Below are 17,687 nucleotides of genomic sequence, written 5' to 3' on the forward strand. Positions count from 1 at the left end.
CTCGAAACGACGGAAAAAGCGGCGGGTTTCCGCCGCTTTTTCTTTGGCGATTTCGGCGGCCCGTGCATCAGGCGGCGTTCTTGCCGGCCAGCCACGCGGGCAGGCAGCGCAACGCCCTCAGGGTGGACTTCGCCGGCTCTTGCCGGCAAGGTGGCGATGCGCCCGGCGCCAAGGTCGCGCCGTGAGTGTTTCCCCCGTGTAGCAACGCATCGAAGGATGACACGGTGACAGCAGACCAGATTCTTGCGGCCGTCGCCACGCTCATTGCCGGAACGGAAAATCCCGACTTCGACCAGTTGCGCTCCGGCGGCCACGACGATCGCTATCCGGTCGAGGTCCATGCCTGCGATTTTCCGCCTGCGCCGTTCGAGGTCGAGGGCTCGACGATCCTCTGCGGCACGGTCAGCGTGCCCGAGGATTACGACAAGCCAGAAGGGCGTCGCGTCGGGCTGGAATTCGCGCTGTTCGATGCGCTCACCCAGTCGCCCGCCCCCGACCCGCTGGTCTACCTGCATGGCGGCCCGGCTGGAGGCACGCTGCACATGATCGATGCCGTCGCGACCGCCGCCTTCCCCAAACACCGGCTGACGCGCGACATCCTCACCTTCGATCAGCGCGGTGCCGCCCTTTCCGCCGGTTCGGTGGCCTGCACGACGGGCCTGGCGGACCACATGCTGGAGCTTGCGGTGGCGACGAAGGACTCGCCCGCTCGGGAAGCGGCCTATCTGTCCGAACTGGTCGCCCCTTGCGTCGAAGAGATCAAGGCCTCGGGCGCTGATCTGTCGGCCTACAATACCGAGAACAACGCCCGCGACGTTCGCGCCCTGGTGTCGGCGCTCGGCTATGGCGAATACAATGTCTATGGCATCTCCTATGGCACGCGCCTGGCGCTGGAAGTCATGCGCACAGCGCCCGAGGGCGTGCGTTCGGTCGTGATCGACGGAGTCGCGCCCGCCTTTGTCCCGATTCTCGACACCTTCAACACCCCCTTCGCAGACGCGCTGGACAAGCTTGCCGACCAGTGCGCGGCAGACGCCGCCTGTCACGCGGCCTACCCGGATATCAGCGCCTCGTTCAATGCGGCGTTCGAAAAGCTCCAGACCGACCCCATTGCCGGCGGCCCGCGAGACCAGTCCCTGGATGCGGGCGCGCTTTATCACGCGACCTTCGAGCTGCGGAAAAAGTGGCGCCTGCAATACACCATCACCCCCTACTTGCCGCGCATCTTCGCCGAGGCGGTCGAGGGCAAGCGCGATGCCTTCGACGCGATGGTGGCCGGGTTCGGCAAGGCGCCGGATCCGAAGGCCGGTCTGGGAAGCGCCGAGCTGACGGAGGACGCGCGCGCGCTTGCCGCCGCCGCGCTGGACATGGCGGCCGCCATGCGCACCCTCGGCGCCTCGGCCGATGCGGTGGTCAGACAGTTGCGCGGAGACCTCAATGCCACGCTGCGATCGGTCAGCGTCGCCGAGGCCTTCGACCGGCGCGCCAGCGAAGCGCTGCGCGAGATGACCGACCGCGAAGCGGCGGCAAGGTTCATGACCGACTATACGGTGATGCGGTCGGGCCCGCCATCGCGCGAGGCTCTGGAAAGCTTCGTTCGGGAGCATTTCACGGGACAGGATCGGGCCGACCTTCTGGCCCTCGTCGCCGCCATGGGCCCGGCGGATATCGAGCGCACCTTCGCCATCGCTGCGGAAACCACGAAACCCTACGAGATCGCAGTCGCCAAGGCGATCGGGTTCGATATCTATATCTGCCAGGAATCCGACAACAGCCTCGAAGGTTACGACCGTGTGACGAAGGAGATTGCCGCGCGCTACCCGATCTTCGGCGACGAGGATCTCCGCAAGATCGCCACTGGCGCGATCGACCAATGCGCCTATTTTGAGAAACACCCCCGCGAAGGGTTCCTGGACCCCGTCGTCTCGGACATCCCGACCCTGGCGCTGAACGGCACGCTCGACACCCAGACCTCGATGCACTGGGGCGCACTGGCCGCCGAGACGCTGGGCAATGCGCGCAACTACATCATCCCCGAGGCCGGGCACGGCACGATCATCTACCAAAGCTGCGCACGGGATATTGCGGCCGCCTTCACCAACGACCCGACGGCGGAACTGGACGTCTCCTGCATCGAAACGCTGCAGCCGAAATTCGTCCTGCCCGACGACCCGCTGCCTTAGCCTTGGAGCCGGAGGCATGCGCCGGGGCTACCCTCCCGGCGAGCTTTCGGCTCAAGACCCGCCCGTCGCCAGCCATCCCGCCATCAGCACGAAGCCAGTCGCAACCAGTGCCAGATAGGCAAGCATGCGCCGCCGCAGCGCCTGGGTCTCGGCATCGCGCGCCACCTTGTAATTCGTCGCCGTGAACGGCATCGCGGCATAGCGCGGCAATCCGCTGCGATTGCGAAGGCCATCGGAACGGGCCTCGATGCGATAGCTAAGGCGGATCGCCTGGACGAAAAGCACCAGCATCGCCACCGCCCACAAGCCGCTGACCACGAAAAACAGGCCGTTCATTCCCCACGCACTCCCCGGCAGACGGATACACGATCACATAGCCTGACGCGGCCGCAACCGGCCGAAAAGGTCGCGATCCGCGTGCAGGCCGGCACGATAGCCGAAGCCGCCGCCATTACAATCTCTCGCTCACCGACCGAGATCAGGGCCGGTATTTCTCCACCGTCTGTTCGATCGCCCCGAAAATCGAATGACCGGACGCGTCCTTCATCTCGATGCGCACCGTGTCGCCGAAGCGCATGAAGGGCGTTTTCGGCGCGCCGGTCTCGATGGTTTCGATCATGCGGATCTCCGCGATGCAGGAATAGCCGACGCCGCCCGCCTCGACCGGCTTGCCCGGCCCGTCGTCGAGCTTGTTGGAGACGGTGCCCGACCCGATGATCGCGCCGGCCGAAAGCGGCCGCGTCTTGGCTGCATGCGCAATCAGGGTCGGAAAGTCGAACGTCATGTCGGTGCCGGCATCCGCGCGCCCGAACGGCTTGCCGTTCAGGTCCACCCACAGCGGCAGCGCGAGCTTGCCGCCGTCCCAGGCCGCGCCGAGCTCGTCTGGCGTGACCGCGACCGGCGAAAAGGCGGAGGACGGTTTCGACTGAAAAAAACCGAACCCCTTGCCGAGCTCGGCCGGGATCAGGCCGCGCAGCGACACGTCGTTGACCAGCATGACGAGCCGGATCGCCGCGCGCGCCTCATCCAGGCTGGCGCCCATCGGCACATCGTCGACGATGACGGCGACCTCGCCCTCCATGTCGATGCCCCAGGCCTCGTCGGCCATCAGGATCGGGTCGCGCGGCGCCAGAAAGGCATCGGAGCCACCCTGATACATCAAGGGGTCCGTCCAGAACGAGGCCGGCATCTCCGCGTTGCGCGCCTTGCGCACCAGTTCGACGTGGTTGACATAGGCGGACCCGTCCGCCCACTGAAAGGCGCGCGGCAGCGGCGAATGCGCGTCGTGCTCGTGAAAGCGCTCCGCCGGCACGGAGCCGTGCTCCAGGCTTTCGGCCAGCGCCTCCAGATGCGGCGCGATCCGCTTCCAGTCGTCGAGGGCGCCCTGCAATGTCGGCGCCAGGAACGAGGCGTCGGCATAACGTGTCAGGTCGCGCGAAACGACCGCCAGCCTGCCGTCGCGGGTTCCGTCTTTCAGCGTCGCGAGTTTCAAGTCCGCCTGCTCCCATGCTTTTGGCCGGCCCCGGCCCGGTCACGAAGGCCGGCCGGGTTTGACCCGTTGCGAAATTTGTTGCACCCGTAACGATCAAAAGTGCAACCATCAACGATTCTCGCCATGTCCTCTTCCCGCCATGAGACCATGGATGCGGCCGCGCTGGAACTGGAAAACTTCCTGCCCTACCGCTTCAACCGGCTGGCCGATGCGGTCAGCCGCGACTTCGCCCGCATCTACAAGGAACGCCACGGGCTGACCCGGCCCGAATGGCGGCTCTTGGCCACGCTCGGCCAGTACGGCACCATGACGGCGACCGCCGTGGGACGCCATTCGGCCATGCACAAGACCAAGGTCTCGCGCGCCGTCACCGCGCTGGAAAAACGCCATTGGCTGACCCGCCTGCCCGACGGGGCCGACCGGCGGGTGGACAATCTCGCGCTGACGAAGGCCGGTGCGCGCGTCTATCGCGAACTCGTCCCGATCGCGCGCGATTTCGAGCAAAAACTTCTCGCCCGCATCAGCCCGCAGGATCGCGCCGCGCTTCTGGCCGGCCTGCGCGCGCTCGAACGCGCATTCGGTTGAGCGTCGCCCCAGCTCGTCCGGCGCGCGGCACACGCCCTACCAGTCCATCACCACCTTGCCGGCGCTGCCGTCGCGCATCGCCTCGAAGCCGGTCCGGTAGTCGTCGATGCCGATCCGGTGGGTGATCAGGCCCGACACGTCGAGCGGCCCCTGCACCAGGGCGATCATCTTGTACCAGGTCTCGAACATTTCCCGGCCGTAGATGCCCTTCAGGGTCAGCATCTTGAAGATGACCTTGTTCCAGTCGATCTCGAAGGCGGTCGGCGCGATGCCCAAAATGGCGATCTTGCCGCCATTGTTCATCACATCGATCATGTCGCGAAAGGCGATCGCCGAGCCCGACATTTCCAGCCCGACGTCGAAACCCTCCTTCATGCGCTCCTCCTCCATCACGTCGGCGAGCTTTTCCGCCGACGCATCGACCACGTGATGGACGCCGAGCTTGCGCGCCAGCGCGAGCCGCACCGGGTTGATGTCGGTGATGACCACCTTGCGCGCACCGACCGCCTGGGCCACCAGCGCCCCCATGATGCCGATCGGTCCGGCGCCGGTGACCAGCACGTCTTCGCCCACCAGATCGAACGACAAGGCGGTGTGGACGGCGTTGCCGAGCGGATCGAAGATCGCGGCGATCTCGTCGGGCACGTCGTCGGGGATGGCGACCACATTGTGCTGCGGCAGGCTGAGATATTCGGCGAAACTGCCCGGCCGGTTGACGCCGACGCCGAGCGTATTGCGGCACAGATGGCCGCGGCCGGCACGACAGTTGCGGCAATGGCCGCACACGATATGCCCCTCGCCCGACACGCGCTGGCCGACCCGGTACTCGCTGACGGCCTGGCCGACATCGACGACCTCGCCGACGAATTCGTGCCCCGTCACCAGCGGCACCGGCACGGTCTTTTGCGCCCATTCGTCCCAATTGTAGATGTGGACGTCGGTGCCGCAGATCGCCGACTTCCCGACCTTGATCAGGACGTCGTTGGGGCCGATCTCGGGCACCGGCACCCGTTCCATCCAAATCCCCGGCTCGGCTTTCGCCTTCACCAGCGCCCGCATCATGTTGGACATGGCTCAAATTCCCAAACGTAACGAAAAACCGCCTCGCAAACCGCGCCTCGACGCCGCCTGCCGTTCGTCGAAACCGAAACAGTCAGGATTGCTCCAGTTCGATCACATTGCCCTCCGGATCCCTCATATAGACCGCCAAGAAGGCTGACTTGGACGTTCCAAGTTCGGTAATTTTCCCCTGATCCGTTCCGCCCAACCGAATGATTTCGCTTCTCATCGCTCGAATATTTTCCACCTCGAAGGCAATGTGAGCAAAGCCCGGGTCATTGACGTGTGGTGGTGGGCGCTTTCTGGTTTCCTTATATTGGTGAATTTCCAGAAATGGCTTCTCACCGCCGGGCACCACGACGTTCAGCGGTCACCGACAGCCTCACGCAATCTGCGGGCCATGTCCATGCGCTGATGGAGAATCGCGACGATCGCGACTTGATTGTCGGACCGCAATTTCCAGAACACGAAATGACTTTCGTATCGCGCAAAAAAACCGTCAACGTCGAAACCGCTTGGGATGCGCTGCCACGCGACCCGCCGTTCGGCGATGTCCTCGAACAGGGCAAAGGCGCCATCCAGATATTCGTCTGCCTGAACCGGGCCAAAGCGATCGAGCGTATAAAGAAATATCTCCTCCAGCCGTGCCGACGCGGCCGGCTGGAGGAAGTATTTTTTCATCGTCGTGCTCGCGCCAGCGCCCTTCGCCGGATATCGTCCGCCGAAAGATGTTCGTACTCGCTGTCAGGCGTGGCAAATCCATCCTGCAATCGCAGCTTCATGGCCTCGAACGCTTCCCGCTCGGCCCGCTCCTTGTCGTGTCGAATGAGGGCGCGGACATATTCGCTGACATTTTCGTAGTCGCCGCCAGAAATCGTTTCGGTCACAAAGTCGCGAAGCGAACCGCTGACTCGCACATTGAGGTTCATCGTTTCCGACATTGGTCATCTCCCGAATCGCTTTGCGACAATATCTTTAATATTGTCGCTGATCAAGCAATGATGCCCAGTTCCCTGCCGACCGCGCCGAACGCGTCGACGGCCCGGTCGATGTCGTCAGGCGTGTGCGCCGCCGACATCTGGGTGCGGATGCGCGCCTGGCCCTTGGGTACGACCGGGAAGGAAAAGCCGATCACGTAGATGCCGCGTTCCAGCAGCCTGTCGGCCATGGCGCCTGCCAGCCCGGCGTCGCCGATCATCACCGGGATGATCGGATGGTCGGCACCGGCAAGCGTGAACCCGAGCGTGCTCATCCCGGCCCGGAAGCGCGCCGCGTTGGCGTAAAGCCGCTCGCGCAGCGCGCCGCCGCCTTCGATCAGGTCGAACACTTTCAGCGACGCACCCGCGATCGCCGGCATCAGCGTGTTGGAAAACAGATAGGGCCGCGAGCGCTGGCGCAGCCAGTCGACCACCTCGCGCCGGCCGGCCGTGTAACCGCCGGACGCCCCGCCGAGCGCCTTGCCGAGCGTGCCGGTGATCAGGTCGATACGGCCTTCCACGCCGCAATGTTCGGGCGAACCGCGCCCGCCGGCGCCGACGAACCCGACCGCGTGGCTGTCGTCGACCATCACCATGGCGTCGTGTTTTTCGGCCAGATCGCACACGCCCTCGAGATTGGCGACGATGCCGTCCATGGAAAACACGCCGTCGGTCGCCACCAGCCGGAAGCGCGCGTCGGCCGCCTCTTTCAGACAGCGCTCCAGGTCGGCCATGTCGTTGTTGGCGTAGCGATAGCGCCTGGCCTTCGACAGCCGCACGCCGTCGATGATCGAGGCATGGTTGAGCGCGTCGGAGATGATCGCGTCCTCCTGCGACAGCAAGGTCTCGAACAGGCCGGTATTGGCGTCGAAACAGGAAGAATAAAGGATCGCGTCTTCCATGCCGAGGAAGCCGGCGATGCGCGCTTCGAGCTGCTTGTGCTCCTCCTGCGTGCCGCAGATGAAGCGCACCGAGGCCATGCCGTAGCCGTAGCGGTCGAGCGCTGCCTTCGCCGCCTCGCGCAATTCTTCGCTGTCGGCAAGGCCGAGATAGTTGTTGGCGCAGAAATTGAGCACTTTGCCGCCGCCGGCGACCGCGATCTCGGCCGACTGGGTGGACGTGATCACGCGTTCGGATTTGTAGAGCCCGGCCCCCCGCAGTTCGGAAAGCTCGCTCTGCAGATGGGTGAGAAATGTCGTCGTCATCAAGGACCTCCTCGGTTCTTGTCGCGCATTCGGCGCATGCAAACAATGGTCGCCGAGCGCGCTCCGCGATATTCGCGCCGGATTGCCGCGCCAGGGACGGCCGCGTCGCGAAAGCAAATGTTAGGACTGCCCAACTAGCGTGAAGGCACTGCCGGGAAGGAGAAACGGTACCGTGACCGGAGAGCTGGCCGACGACGAGGAACGCGACCTCATTTTGTCGATGCGCATGGACGCGATGCTCAATTCATCGCCCGCATCGTTTCTCAGCATTGTCGGCGGGTTGGTCGCGGTCTACGTCTACTGGGCACCATCGGTTGCATTTGGCCTGATCGCCTGGCTGGCCTGCATCGTGGCCGTCGCTCTCACCAATTTGCTGTCCACGCTCCTTTACGCCCGCGGCCTTCCGTCGGGCTGGAACGCCCGCTCCTGGGCCCGCTTCGTTAGCGTCATGCATCTGTTGTCCGGCCTGGCATGGGGCGTCGGCGGCGGCTGGATGCTCAGTTTCGCGAACGAGCATCAGGCGCTCGTGACCGTATCGATCGGCCTGGCCGCCGTCACCGTATCGATCCCGTCGGTCGTGCACCTGCCCGCCTACAATCTGTTCCAGTTGCCGATCTTCTGGTCCTACGCCGTCGGCGCGTTGTTCAGTTCGCTGCAATACAGCTGGCCGATCGCGATCGGCTTCTTTCTTCTCGGCGCCTTTGCCATCGTCATCGGCCGGGTGCTCGGCTACCAGCTTTCGACCGCGCTGCGTCTGTCGATCGAGAACAAGCGCCTGGCCCAGCATCTGGAGGAGCGCAGCGCCGCGCTCGAGGCCGCCAACCGCGAGCTCGAGATCGAAAGCCACACCGATCCGCTGACCGGCCTGGCCAACCGGCGCCGGCTGATGAGTTTCGCCCGCGCGGTGCGCGGCCGTTGCGCGATGATGATCGTCGATATCGACCACTTCAAATCGTACAACGACACCTATGGACATGTCGAAGGCGATACCTGTCTGGTGAGCGTGGCCAAAGCGCTGCTCGGCAGTGTCCGCCCGGAACACGATCTCGTCGCGCGCCTCGGCGGCGAGGAGTTCGCGATCGTGCTGAGCGATGTCGGGGCTGAAGAGGCACGGGCACGCGCCGAGGCGATCCGCGCCAATGTCCAGGCGCTGCCAATGTCGGGCCCACACCGCGTCAGGTGCCGTGTTACCGTCAGCATCGGTGTCTCGACGCGCGCGGCGGATCGGCCGAAATCCCTGTCCGATCTGATGGAGGAGGCCGACGCCGCCGTCTATCGCGCCAAGTCGGAGGGCCGCAACCGGGTCTGCTTCGACAACCGCCCGCGCGCCCAGGACGTGGCCTGAGCGGGTTTTCCGCCCGAATTCCGGATCGCTCGACGTTCAGACAGGCACCGCACGTGCTCCGCACTTACGCATGCCGCCACCCAACGCCCCTAAGGATGAAACTAATCCGGCGCAGTCTCCGTGGCTATGGGGCGATCTCAACACAGGAGACTTGTTATGCGCCAATTTCCAACTGCCGCTTTTGCCCTTGCCCTGTCGGGCTCCGCCGCGCTCGCGATGTCGAATGACGCGGTCATGGTCACCGACCAGGACGTTTCGTCCGGCGTCGTGACCGCCGACAAGATCACTGCCGACGCCAATGGCTGGCTGGTCGTGCATCGCACCGATACGCAGATGAAACCTGGACCCGTCATCGGCTATGCCCCGCTCAAGGCCGGCGACAACATGGATGTCAGCGCGATCCTCCAAGAGGAGGTAAAATCGGGCGAGATGCTGATGCTTATGGTCCACGGCGAGGCCGGCGGCATGAAGACTGGCGTGTTCGAATACACGCTTGGCGCCAAGGAGGACGGTCCCGTCCGGGTTGACGACAAGCTGGTCATGACCGTGATTTCGGCGAAATAGACGGACCGGTCTTCGCGATAGTTCCGAAAATGCCCGAAAGGGGCGACGAACGGGCCTTCCCACAGCGCGGGGAAGGCCCGTCCCGTCAGAAGAACGCCTGCAGGCCGGTCTGGGCGCGGCCCAGGATCAGCGCGTGCACGTCGTGCGCGCCCTCATAGGTGTTGACCGTTTCCAGGTTCTGCGCGTGACGCATGACGTGGTACTCGATCTGGATGCCGTTGCCGCCATGCATGTCGCGGGCGAGCCGGGCGATGTCGAGCGCCTTGCCGCAATTGTTGCGCTTGACGATCGAGATCATCTCCGGCGCCATGCGGCCTTCATCCATCAGCCGGCCGACGCGCAGCGAGCCCAGCAGCCCGAGCGAAATGTCGGTCTGCATGTCGGCGAGCTTCTTCTGGTATAGCTGCATGCCGGCGAGCGGCTTGCCGAACTGCTTGCGCTCCAGCCCATATTGCCGGGCGCGGAACCAGCAATCCTCGGCCGCTCCCATCGCGCCCCAGGAAATGCCGTAGCGCGCCCGGTTGAGGCAGCCGAACGGCCCTTTCAGGCCGGATACGTTCGGCAACAGCGCATCCTCGCCGACTTCGACGCCGTCCATGACGATTTCGCCGGTAATGGAGGCCCGCAGCGAAAGCTTGCCGCCGATCTTCGGTGCAGACAGCCCCTTCATGCCTTTTTCCAGCACGAAACCACGGATCTGGTTGTCGTGCGCGGCCGACTTGGCCCACACGACGAAGACATCAGCGATCGGCGCGTTGGAGATCCACATCTTGGAGCCGGAAATCCGGTAGCCGCCGTCGATCCTTTCCGCCCGCGTCTTCATCCCGCCGGGATCGGACCCCGCATCGGGCTCGGTCAGGCCGAAGCAGCCAATATACTCGCCGGACGCCAGTTTGGGCAGGTATTTCTTGTGCTGCTCGGGCGTGCCATAGGCGTGAATGGGATACATTACCAGCGAGGACTGGACGCTCATCATCGAGCGATAGCCCGAATCGATACGCTCGATCTCGCGCGCCACCAGCCCGTAGGTGACATAGTTGGCGCCGAGACCGCCGAGATCCTCGGGGATGGTGATGCCGAGCAGGCCCGCCTCGCCCATCTCGCGGAAGATCGCCGGGTCGGTCTTTTCTTCCATATAGGCGTCCTGCACGCGCGGCGCGAGCTTGTCGGCGGCGAACGCGGCCGCCGCATCGCGCATCATGCGCTCGTCTTCGGTCAACTGGTCTTCAATCAGGAACGGATCGTTCCACACGAAGCTCGCCGGCTTTTGAGCGGACATAGTCAAACAACCTCCCGGTCTGTTCTGCTGGACAGGGCCGCGACCATGGGTGGCACGAAAACCCTGCAAACGAAAAAGCCGCCTTTTCCAGCGGCATCGTCGAGCATTGTAGACGCTCGGGCGATTTCGCGCTAACAACTATTTCGGACCGGATGATGCATTTTTTCGATAGATGACAGGCATAAGAACTCGATGCGCCGCGCCTTTATCCCGACGGTTTCGGAGCTTCAGGCGTTTCGCGCCTGTGTTCGCTTCGGCACCACGATGCGCGCGGCCGATCATCTTGGATTGACGCAAAGTTCGGTCAGCCGCTCGGTCGGGCAGTTGGAAGACCGGCTCGGCGTCCATCTGTTCCACCGCGTGCGCCAGCGCCTGGTGCTGTCGGATGCCGGCCGGCGCTTCCTGCGCGATGCCGACGCCATTCTCGACGACCTGCACGAGGCGGCGGTGCGCGTGATGGCCTTCGGCGGCCAGGCCGACGTGCTGAGCCTGGCCGTGCTGCCGACCTTCGCCGACCGCTGGCTGATCCCGCGCCTCGGCCGCTTCCACAAGCTCGCCCCGCACGTCACCGTCGACATCGCCGTCCGGCTCGACCCGGTCGATCTGGAGGCCGAGCCCTTCGACGCGGCCATCCAGCGCGGGCCGGTCGACCAGGCGACCACCGGCATCGTGCCGCTGTTCGACGAGGAGCTGATCGTGGTCGCCGCGCCCGCCCTGCTCGCCGGCCGCCAATTTCTCGACGACGCCGAACTCGCCGCGCTGCCGCTATTGCAGCAATCGACGCGGCCGACCTTGTGGCTGGAATGGTTCCAGGCCGCCGGCATCGACCCGCGCACCACCCTGCGCGGCCACCGCTTCGAGCAGTTCTCGATGTTGATCGAGGCCGCCGCCGCGGGGCTCGGCGTGGCGCTGGTGCCGCGCCTGCTGGTCGAAGCCGAACTCGAAAACGACCGCCTGGCGCTCGCCTCGCACAACGCGATCGCCGGCCAGCATCCCTACCGCCTCGCCTACCGGCCCGGCGGCGAGGAGCAGCCGGGCCTGCGCGAGTTCCTGTCCTGGATCGAGACCGAGACGCGCGAGACGGGCTGAGCCGGCCTAGATCCGCAGCGCGTAGCGAATGCCGTCATAGATCGCGGCGTGCACGTTGCGCGCGGCGACCGCATCGCCGATCCGCGCCAGGTCGAACGGCGCGGCCGCGTCTTGCGACGGAAACACCGCCCCGCCGCTGACAAGCCGTTCGTAGTCGACCGCGCCGCGATTGCGCGACAACGGCTTGAGCGCCAGGTAAAGCTCGTCGAGCGGCGCGGTGCCGTGCTCGGCCACCACCTGGTCGACCAGCCGCTCCTCGCGCCACTCGGGCGCGAAGTCCGAGCCGAGCACGGCGGCAAGCTGGTTGCCCTCGCGGCGCACGGCCAGAAGCCTGGTGTTGATCGTCACGCGCACGCCATGCCGGTGGAAGGCGCGCATATAGGGCACGTGGTTCATGCCGCCCATTTCCGGCGCGAAAAACCGTTCGGGCGAGACCAGTTCGACCGCCGCCCCCGACGACGCGGCGATTTCGGCGGCACCCATGCCCTGGTGGCCGCCATTGTCGTCATAGACGAGCACCGAACCGGCCGGCTTGGCCGCACCGGAAAGAATGTCCCAGCTCGTCGTCACCAGTTCCTCGCCCGCCTCCAGCGGCGGCGGCTGCGGCAGGCCGCCGGTCGCGATCAGCACCATCTGCGGGGAAAGCGCGGTGACGTCGTCTGCCTCGGCCCAGCAATCGTAACGGATGTCGACGCCAAGCCGCTCGAGTTCGGCAAGCCGCCAGTCGACGATGCCGATCAGTTCCTTGCGGCGCGGGTTCTGCGCGGCAAGCCGCACCTGGCCGCCGGCCAAAGGCGCGGCTTCAAGCACCGTCACCGTGTGGCCGCGTTCGGCCGCCACCCGCGCCGCCTCCAGGCCCGCCGGTCCGGCGCCGACCACCACGACCCGTTTCAACGGCCCGTCGCTGCGCGTAATCACGTGCGGGATCGTCGCCTCGCGCCCGGTCGCGGCATTGTGGATGCACAACGCCTCCCCGCCCTCGTAGATGCGGTCGAGGCAATAGGTGGCGCCGACGCAGGGGCGGATGCGGTCCTCTTCGCCGGCCAGCACTTTTTTGACGATATGCGGATCGGCGATGTGCGGCCGGGTCATGCCGACCATGTCGAGCTTGCCGGCCGCGATCGCGTGGCGCGCGGTGGCGACGTCGGCAATGCGGGCGGCATGAAAGACCGGAAATTTCGTCTCCGCCCGGACAGCGCCGGCGAAGTCGAGATGCGGCGCCGACGCCATGCCGCTGATCGGGATCACCCCGGTCAGCGCGGCGTCGGTCTCGATATGGCCGCGGATGATGTTGAGGAAATCGACCTTGCCGCAGCCGGCGAGCCGGCGCGCGATTTCCATCCCCTCCTCGCGCGACAGCCCCTTTTGCCAGTCCTCGTCGGCGACCAGGCGCACGCCGACGACGAAGTCCGGGCCGACGGCCGCGCGCACGGCCTCGATCACCTGAAAGGCGAAGCGCAGCCGGTTGTCGAGCGTCCCGCCGAACGCGTCTTCGCGCCGGTTCGTCGCCGGCGACCAGAACGAATCCATCAAATGGCCGTAGGCCTCGAACTCGATGCCGTCGAGGCCGGCCGCCTGCATCCTTTGCGCCGCGGCCGCGTAGTCGGCGACGATGCGCTCGATGTCCCAGTCCTCGGCCTGTTTGGGAAAGGCGCGATGGGCCGGCTCGCGCACCGGCGAGGCCGACAGGACCGGCAGCCAGTCGCCCGTGTTCCAGCCCGTGCGCCGGCCGAGATGGGTGAGCTGGATCATCACCTTGCAGTCGTGTTCGTGGCAGGCGTCGGTCAGTTCGGCCAGCCACGGCACGATCTCGTCGCGGAAGGCGTGCAGATTGCCGAAGGCGGCCGGGCTGTCGCGCGACACCAGCGCCGATCCGGCCGTCATGGTCAGCGCCATGCCGCCCTTGGCCTTTTCGGCATGGTAGAGCCGGTAGCGCGCCTTCGGCAGGCCATCCTCGGAATAGGCCGGTTCGTGCGCGGTCGACATGACGCGGTTCTTCAGCGTCAGATGCTTGAGCCGATAGGGCTGGAGCAGCGGATCGTTGGTCATGGCATCACCGGGAGGTCAGTGTAGCGGCAGGCGGCGATAGCGGCCAGGCCGCGCCGGGTCGTCGAAATGACTCATCGGACCGTTTTCGGAAAAATGCGCCGCCCAGCGTTTCATCGCCGCCGGGTCGAGCTCCACGCCGAGCCCCGGCCCTTCGGGAACCCGGACCGTATCGTTCTTTTGCCGGAACGGCCCGTCACGAATGACGTCGCCGACCTGCCAGCGAAACAGCGATTGCGAGGCTTCGGTGATCCACGGCGTGGCCGCCACCACGTGCAGATAGGCCGCCGTCATGATGCCGAGATCGTTGGAGTAGCACCAGAACCCCTTGCCCATTGCCTCGCAGGCGGCGATGAATTTCAGCGTTTTCGACAGCCCGCCCAGGGCGGCGAAATTGCACACGAACGTGTCGGGCGCACCGAGCGCCACGGCGCGGCGAAGGTCGGGCACATGGGTGGAAAAAGGGATGGCCGAATGCTGGCGCAGCGCCGCCATGTCCTCGAACGTCGCGACCGGATCCTCGTAATTGCGGATATTGAAAGGCTCGATCTCGCGCAGCACCCAGCGCGCGGTCGTCAGCGACCACTGCATGTTGGAATCGAGTTTGAGCTGGACCTCCTCGCCGAGCGCCTCGCGCAGCATGCGCACGGTGCGGATTTCGAGCTGCGGATCGCCGAGGATCAGCTTGCCCTCGAAGATCGAGGCACCGTGCTCGGCCCGCATCCTCAGGCAATAGTCGACGATCGCCTCCGGGCTCATTTCGCCGCCGGCGCCGTTCTGCGACGGGCGGAAGGCGAAATATTCCGAAAACGGGATGTCCTTCCTGACCGCACCGCCGAGGAGCTTGTAGAGCGGCAGGCCGAACGCCTTGCCGCGAATGTCCCACAGCGCGAGTTCGACCGCGCCGAAGGCGACCGAAGCGGCGTTTTCGCCGGTATTGGCGGTGATCTGCCAGGGCGGCACGCAGCGCGCCTCGCAATCGGCGAGGTCGAGCGGGTCGGCGCCGAACAGGGCCGGCGCGATCTCGGCCTTGATCACCTCGCCGAAATGCCACCACGGCGCCTCGCCGAGCCCGACCAGCCCCTGGTCGGTTTCCACCTCGACGATCGATTTCGACGCCCCGCCATAAAGCCCGGCCGTCCACCAGAACGGCGCATCGAACGGCACGTTGACATGGGTGACGCGGATCTTGGTGATCTTCATTGGCCCGACCGTTCGATCGTTTTCATCGCAGCATCGCCCCTCGACGAAGCGCGCGGTCTTGCCCCGATTATCCGGGCGGCAGGCTGCATCCTCAATACCACGCGTCCTCCATCGCCGCGTCCTTGCGCGCGATAAAATCCCTGAGCGCCTCGTCCACACCCGCATCGAGGGGCGGCGCCTCGAACTCGGCCAGCCGCGTCTTCCACAGACGGTTGGCCCGCGTCGCGGTATCGTCGGCGCCGGCCGCCTCCCATTTCTCGAACGGATCGTTGTCGGCCGTCTCGCTGTCCCAGAACGCCGTCTGGTAGTTGGCCATGGTGTGCTGGCAGCCGAAGAAATGGCTGCCGGGCCCGACCTCGCGAAACGCGTCGAGGGCAAGCTGGTTGTCGTCGATCACGACACCGTCGAGATAGCGGTGCAGCGCGCCGCACAGATCGGTGTCCATGACGAATTTTTCATACGACATCGACAACAGCCCGTCGAGGAAGCCGGCCGAATGCAGGATGAAATTCGCCCCGCAATGGATCGCGGCCAGCATCGACATGGTCGATTCCGTCATCGCCTGCGCGTCGGGCAGCTTCGAGGTGGTGAAATTGCCCGAGCATCTGAGCGGCAGGCCGAGCCGGCGGGCGAGCTGGCCGACCACCATCGAGCCGATCGCCGGCTCCGGCGTGCCGAAGGTCGGCGAGCCCGAGCGCAGCGACATCGACGACAGGAAATTGCCGAAGATCACCGGCGCGCCCGGCCGTTCGAGCTGGGCGAGCGCGCAACCGGCCATCGTCTCGGCCAGAGACTGGGCGATGGCGCCGGCATTGGTGACCGGTCCCATCGCGCCGCCGAGGATGAACGGCACGATCACCGTGCCCTGGTTGGCGCGCGCATAGGCGCGCAGCACCCTGGTCATCGTGCCGTCCCAGACCAGCGGCGAATTGACGTTTAGATTGCCGAGGATGACGCAATTGTCCTCGACGAACGGCGCGCCGAACAGCAGGCGGCACATCGCGATCGAATCCTCGGCCCGCTCCTCCGCCGTGACCGAGCCCATGAAGGGACGGTCGGAATAGCGGATATGGCTGTAGACCATGTCCAGATGGCGCTTGTTGACCGGCAGGTCGACCGGCTCGCAGATCGTGCCGCCGGAATGGTGCAGCCACGGCGAGGCCTGGCCGAGTTTGATGAAATTGCGGAAATCCTCGATGGTGCCGTAACGTCGTCCCTGATCGAGATCCATCACGAAGGGCGAGCCGTAAGACGGCGCGAACACCACCGCGTCGCCGCCGATCCGCACGGTCTTGTCCGGGTTTCTGGCATGCTGGGTAAAGCTCGACGGCGCGGTTTTCAGCAATTCGCGCAACAAGCCGGGCTCGAAGGTCACCCGCACGCCGTCGACACGCGCTCCCGCGCGCCGCCAATGGTCGAGCGCGGCCGGATCGTCGCGGAACTCGATGCCGATCTCGGCCAGGATCCGGTCGGCCGTGGCCTCGATGCGCGCGAGGTTTTCGTCCGACAGGATGTCGTAGGTGGGAATGTTGCGGGTGATATAGGGCCGCCCGGGCCCCTGCCCGGCATGCGCGCGCTGTTCGCGACGCGCGCTGCGTCCGCCCCTTTCGCGGCGCGTCCCGTCCGTCGTGGCCTGAGTTGCCGCCGCTTCCATGGGACCTCCCGAACACAAGCAAGCAAAAGCAGGATCGAGGCTAACCGTGTCGCGATCTTTTGTGATGCTGGAAAATCTTCAGTCTTTCTATAAGCTCCGATTATGCAAAGCCTGCGTCACCTGCTGCCGTCGGCCGGCAGCCTGATCGTCTTCGAGGCCGCGGGACGGCTGCAAAGCTTCACCGCCGCCGGGCGCGAGCTCGGTATGAGCCAGGCCGCCGTCTCCTACGCCGTTCGCGGCCTGGAAGAGCGGCTCGGCCTGCCGCTGTTCGAGCGCCGCCACCGGCAGGTTCGTCTCACCGAGGCGGGCAGCCATTTCTTCGCCGACGTGTCGCTGGGGCTTTCCCATATCCGCAAATCGGCCGAGGACCTGCGCCTGGCCGCCAGCGGCGGCCACGTCACGCTGTCGGCGTCGACCGCCTTCGCCTCGTTCTGGATGATGCCGCGGTTGCAGCTTTTTCGCGAGCAGGTGCCCGGTATCGATCTGCGCATCCAGACAGCCGAGCGCGACCTCGACATCGTCGCCGAGAATATTCCGCTCGGCATTCGCGGCGGCGACCCGAAGCAATGGCCGCGCTACGAAGCGCTGCCGCTGGCAAAAGAGGTGATCTTTCCCGTCGCAAGCCCGGCCTACGCCGCCCGTTTCGGCGTGCCGGAGACGGTGGCCGCGCTGCACGCGCATCGCCTGATCCACCTGGAGGAGCCCTATCGCGAGGCGGCGAGCTGGGCCGACTGGTTCCGATCGGCCGGCCTCACGGGCCAGGTAGCGAGCCGCAGCCTTTTGATCAACGACTACGCGCTGGTCATTCAGGCCGTGATGGAGGGCCAGGGCATCGCGCTGGGATGGCAGCACCTGGCCGGCCGGTTGCTTGGCAGCGGGCTTTTGGTCCGCGTCACCGACCACGCCATGACGACCGGCAAGCGGTTTTTCGTCGTCTGGCCGCGCGACCGCGAGCTCACCGAAAACGCCCGCACCGTCCGCGACTGGCTTTTGAGCCAGGCCTGAC

General features: G+C 65.7%; 17 protein-coding genes. 6 read left to right on the forward strand and 11 right to left on the reverse strand.

Annotated features, from left to right (window positions below):
* The first annotated feature begins 224 nt into the window (after positions 1-224).
* On the forward strand, positions 225-2,183 hold the full coding sequence (locus tag C7T96_RS07805) for an alpha/beta hydrolase (protein ID WP_106570652.1): 1,959 nt from the start codon (positions 225-227) through the stop codon (positions 2,181-2,183).
* Positions 2,184-2,234: 51 nt separating this feature from the next.
* On the opposite strand, the gene C7T96_RS07810 is transcribed toward C7T96_RS07805, so the two are convergent.
* Together C7T96_RS07810 and C7T96_RS07815 are read right to left on the reverse strand one after the other, a co-directional pair.
* A complete protein-coding gene (locus C7T96_RS07810; protein WP_106570653.1) occupies positions 2,235-2,519 on the reverse strand; it encodes a hypothetical protein in 285 nt (94 codons plus the stop codon).
* Positions 2,520-2,661: 142 nt separating this feature from the next.
* Entirely contained in the window at positions 2,662-3,675 is a 1,014-nt protein-coding gene (locus C7T96_RS07815; protein WP_106570654.1) for a fumarylacetoacetate hydrolase family protein, read from the reverse strand.
* Positions 3,676-3,798: 123 nt separating this feature from the next.
* Between C7T96_RS07815 and C7T96_RS07820 the strand changes: the two genes are divergently transcribed.
* Positions 3,799-4,260 (forward strand): MarR family transcriptional regulator, encoded by a 462-nt coding sequence (locus tag C7T96_RS07820; protein WP_238719893.1) that lies wholly within the window; start codon positions 3,799-3,801, stop codon positions 4,258-4,260.
* A gap of 36 nt (positions 4,261-4,296) precedes the next feature.
* Here C7T96_RS07820 and tdh read toward each other — a convergent pair whose 3' ends face one another.
* The 5 genes from tdh to C7T96_RS07845 form a co-directional block, all read right to left on the reverse strand.
* Positions 4,297-5,331, reverse strand: a complete 1,035-nt coding sequence (gene tdh, locus C7T96_RS07825; protein ID WP_106570656.1) for an L-threonine 3-dehydrogenase — start codon at positions 5,329-5,331, stop codon at positions 4,297-4,299.
* Positions 5,332-5,413: 82 nt separating this feature from the next.
* Entirely contained in the window at positions 5,414-5,674 is a 261-nt protein-coding gene (locus C7T96_RS07830) for a VOC family protein (RefSeq protein ID WP_158264324.1), read from the reverse strand.
* Between the two features lie 8 nt (positions 5,675-5,682).
* The gene (locus C7T96_RS07835; RefSeq protein WP_106570658.1) at positions 5,683-6,000 is read right to left on the reverse strand and encodes a type II toxin-antitoxin system RelE/ParE family toxin; all 318 of its coding nucleotides are present in this window, start codon (positions 5,998-6,000) and stop codon (positions 5,683-5,685) included.
* A complete protein-coding gene (locus tag C7T96_RS07840; protein ID WP_199190431.1) occupies positions 5,997-6,260 on the reverse strand; it encodes a type II toxin-antitoxin system ParD family antitoxin in 264 nt (87 codons plus the stop codon). The genes C7T96_RS07835 and C7T96_RS07840 overlap by 4 nt, the downstream gene beginning before the upstream one ends.
* A 50-nt stretch (positions 6,261-6,310) precedes the next feature.
* Positions 6,311-7,501 carry a glycine C-acetyltransferase gene (locus C7T96_RS07845; RefSeq protein ID WP_106570659.1) on the reverse strand — a complete coding sequence of 397 codons (1,191 nt, stop codon included), beginning with the start codon at positions 7,499-7,501 and terminating at the stop codon, positions 6,311-6,313.
* 172 nt (positions 7,502-7,673) lie between these two features.
* On the opposite strand from C7T96_RS07845, the gene C7T96_RS07850 reads away from it, so the two are divergent.
* Together C7T96_RS07850 and C7T96_RS07855 are read left to right on the forward strand one after the other, a co-directional pair.
* The gene (locus tag C7T96_RS07850; RefSeq protein ID WP_106570660.1) at positions 7,674-8,846 is read left to right on the forward strand and encodes a GGDEF domain-containing protein; all 1,173 of its coding nucleotides are present in this window, start codon (positions 7,674-7,676) and stop codon (positions 8,844-8,846) included.
* Between the two features lie 156 nt (positions 8,847-9,002).
* Positions 9,003-9,410, forward strand: coding sequence for a hypothetical protein (locus tag C7T96_RS07855; protein WP_106570661.1), 408 nt, complete (start codon positions 9,003-9,005; stop codon positions 9,408-9,410).
* A gap of 85 nt (positions 9,411-9,495) precedes the next feature.
* On the opposite strand, the gene C7T96_RS07860 is transcribed toward C7T96_RS07855, so the two are convergent.
* Entirely contained in the window at positions 9,496-10,689 is a 1,194-nt protein-coding gene (locus C7T96_RS07860) for an acyl-CoA dehydrogenase (RefSeq protein WP_106570662.1), read from the reverse strand.
* Between the two features lie 192 nt (positions 10,690-10,881).
* Between C7T96_RS07860 and C7T96_RS07865 the strand changes: the two genes are divergently transcribed.
* Positions 10,882-11,778, forward strand: a complete 897-nt coding sequence (locus tag C7T96_RS07865) for a LysR substrate-binding domain-containing protein (protein WP_106570663.1) — start codon at positions 10,882-10,884, stop codon at positions 11,776-11,778.
* Positions 11,779-11,784: 6 nt separating this feature from the next.
* Here C7T96_RS07865 and C7T96_RS07870 read toward each other — a convergent pair whose 3' ends face one another.
* The 3 genes from C7T96_RS07870 to C7T96_RS07880 form a co-directional block, all read right to left on the reverse strand.
* Positions 11,785-13,827, reverse strand: a complete 2,043-nt coding sequence (locus C7T96_RS07870; protein WP_106570664.1) for an NADH:flavin oxidoreductase — start codon at positions 13,825-13,827, stop codon at positions 11,785-11,787.
* A gap of 15 nt (positions 13,828-13,842) precedes the next feature.
* Entirely contained in the window at positions 13,843-15,027 is a 1,185-nt protein-coding gene (locus C7T96_RS07875; RefSeq protein ID WP_106570665.1) for a mandelate racemase/muconate lactonizing enzyme family protein, read from the reverse strand.
* 91 nt (positions 15,028-15,118) lie between these two features.
* The gene (locus tag C7T96_RS07880) at positions 15,119-16,681 is read right to left on the reverse strand and encodes a trimethylamine methyltransferase family protein (RefSeq protein WP_106570666.1); all 1,563 of its coding nucleotides are present in this window, start codon (positions 16,679-16,681) and stop codon (positions 15,119-15,121) included.
* A gap of 102 nt (positions 16,682-16,783) precedes the next feature.
* On the opposite strand from C7T96_RS07880, the gene C7T96_RS07885 reads away from it, so the two are divergent.
* Complete coding sequence (locus tag C7T96_RS07885) at positions 16,784-17,686, forward strand: LysR substrate-binding domain-containing protein (RefSeq protein WP_106570667.1); 903 nt, start codon at positions 16,784-16,786, stop codon at positions 17,684-17,686.
* Position 17,687: the final 1 nt, after the last annotated feature.

Source organism: Nitratireductor sp. StC3, from assembly GCF_003015025.1.
Taxonomy (GTDB): Bacteria; Pseudomonadota; Alphaproteobacteria; order Rhizobiales; family Rhizobiaceae; genus Mangrovimarina; species Mangrovimarina alexandrii.

Bases quoted from the DNA above. Each gene is read 5' to 3' on its own strand.
- C7T96_RS07810 (WP_106570653.1), bottom strand. From the start codon at position 2,519: ATGAACGGCCTGTTTTTCGTGGTCAGCGGCTTGTGGGCGGTGGCGATG.
- C7T96_RS07820 (WP_238719893.1), top strand. From the start codon at position 3,799: ATGTCCTCTTCCCGCCATGAGACCATGGATGCGGCCGCGCTGGAACTG.
- tdh (WP_106570656.1), bottom strand. From the start codon at position 5,331: ATGTCCAACATGATGCGGGCGCTGGTGAAGGCGAAAGCCGAGCCGGGG.
- C7T96_RS07835 (WP_106570658.1), bottom strand. From the start codon at position 6,000: ATGAAAAAATACTTCCTCCAGCCGGCCGCGTCGGCACGGCTGGAGGAG.
- C7T96_RS07840 (WP_199190431.1), bottom strand. From the start codon at position 6,260: ATGTCGGAAACGATGAACCTCAATGTGCGAGTCAGCGGTTCGCTTCGC.
- C7T96_RS07845 (WP_106570659.1), bottom strand. From the start codon at position 7,501: ATGACGACGACATTTCTCACCCATCTGCAGAGCGAGCTTTCCGAACTG.
- C7T96_RS07855 (WP_106570661.1), top strand. From the start codon at position 9,003: ATGCGCCAATTTCCAACTGCCGCTTTTGCCCTTGCCCTGTCGGGCTCC.
- C7T96_RS07860 (WP_106570662.1), bottom strand. From the start codon at position 10,689: ATGTCCGCTCAAAAGCCGGCGAGCTTCGTGTGGAACGATCCGTTCCTG.
- C7T96_RS07865 (WP_106570663.1), top strand. From the start codon at position 10,882: ATGCGCCGCGCCTTTATCCCGACGGTTTCGGAGCTTCAGGCGTTTCGC.
- C7T96_RS07870 (WP_106570664.1), bottom strand. From the start codon at position 13,827: ATGACCAACGATCCGCTGCTCCAGCCCTATCGGCTCAAGCATCTGACG.
- C7T96_RS07875 (WP_106570665.1), bottom strand. From the start codon at position 15,027: ATGAAGATCACCAAGATCCGCGTCACCCATGTCAACGTGCCGTTCGAT.
- C7T96_RS07880 (WP_106570666.1), bottom strand. From the start codon at position 16,681: ATGGAAGCGGCGGCAACTCAGGCCACGACGGACGGGACGCGCCGCGAA.
- C7T96_RS07885 (WP_106570667.1), top strand. From the start codon at position 16,784: ATGCAAAGCCTGCGTCACCTGCTGCCGTCGGCCGGCAGCCTGATCGTC.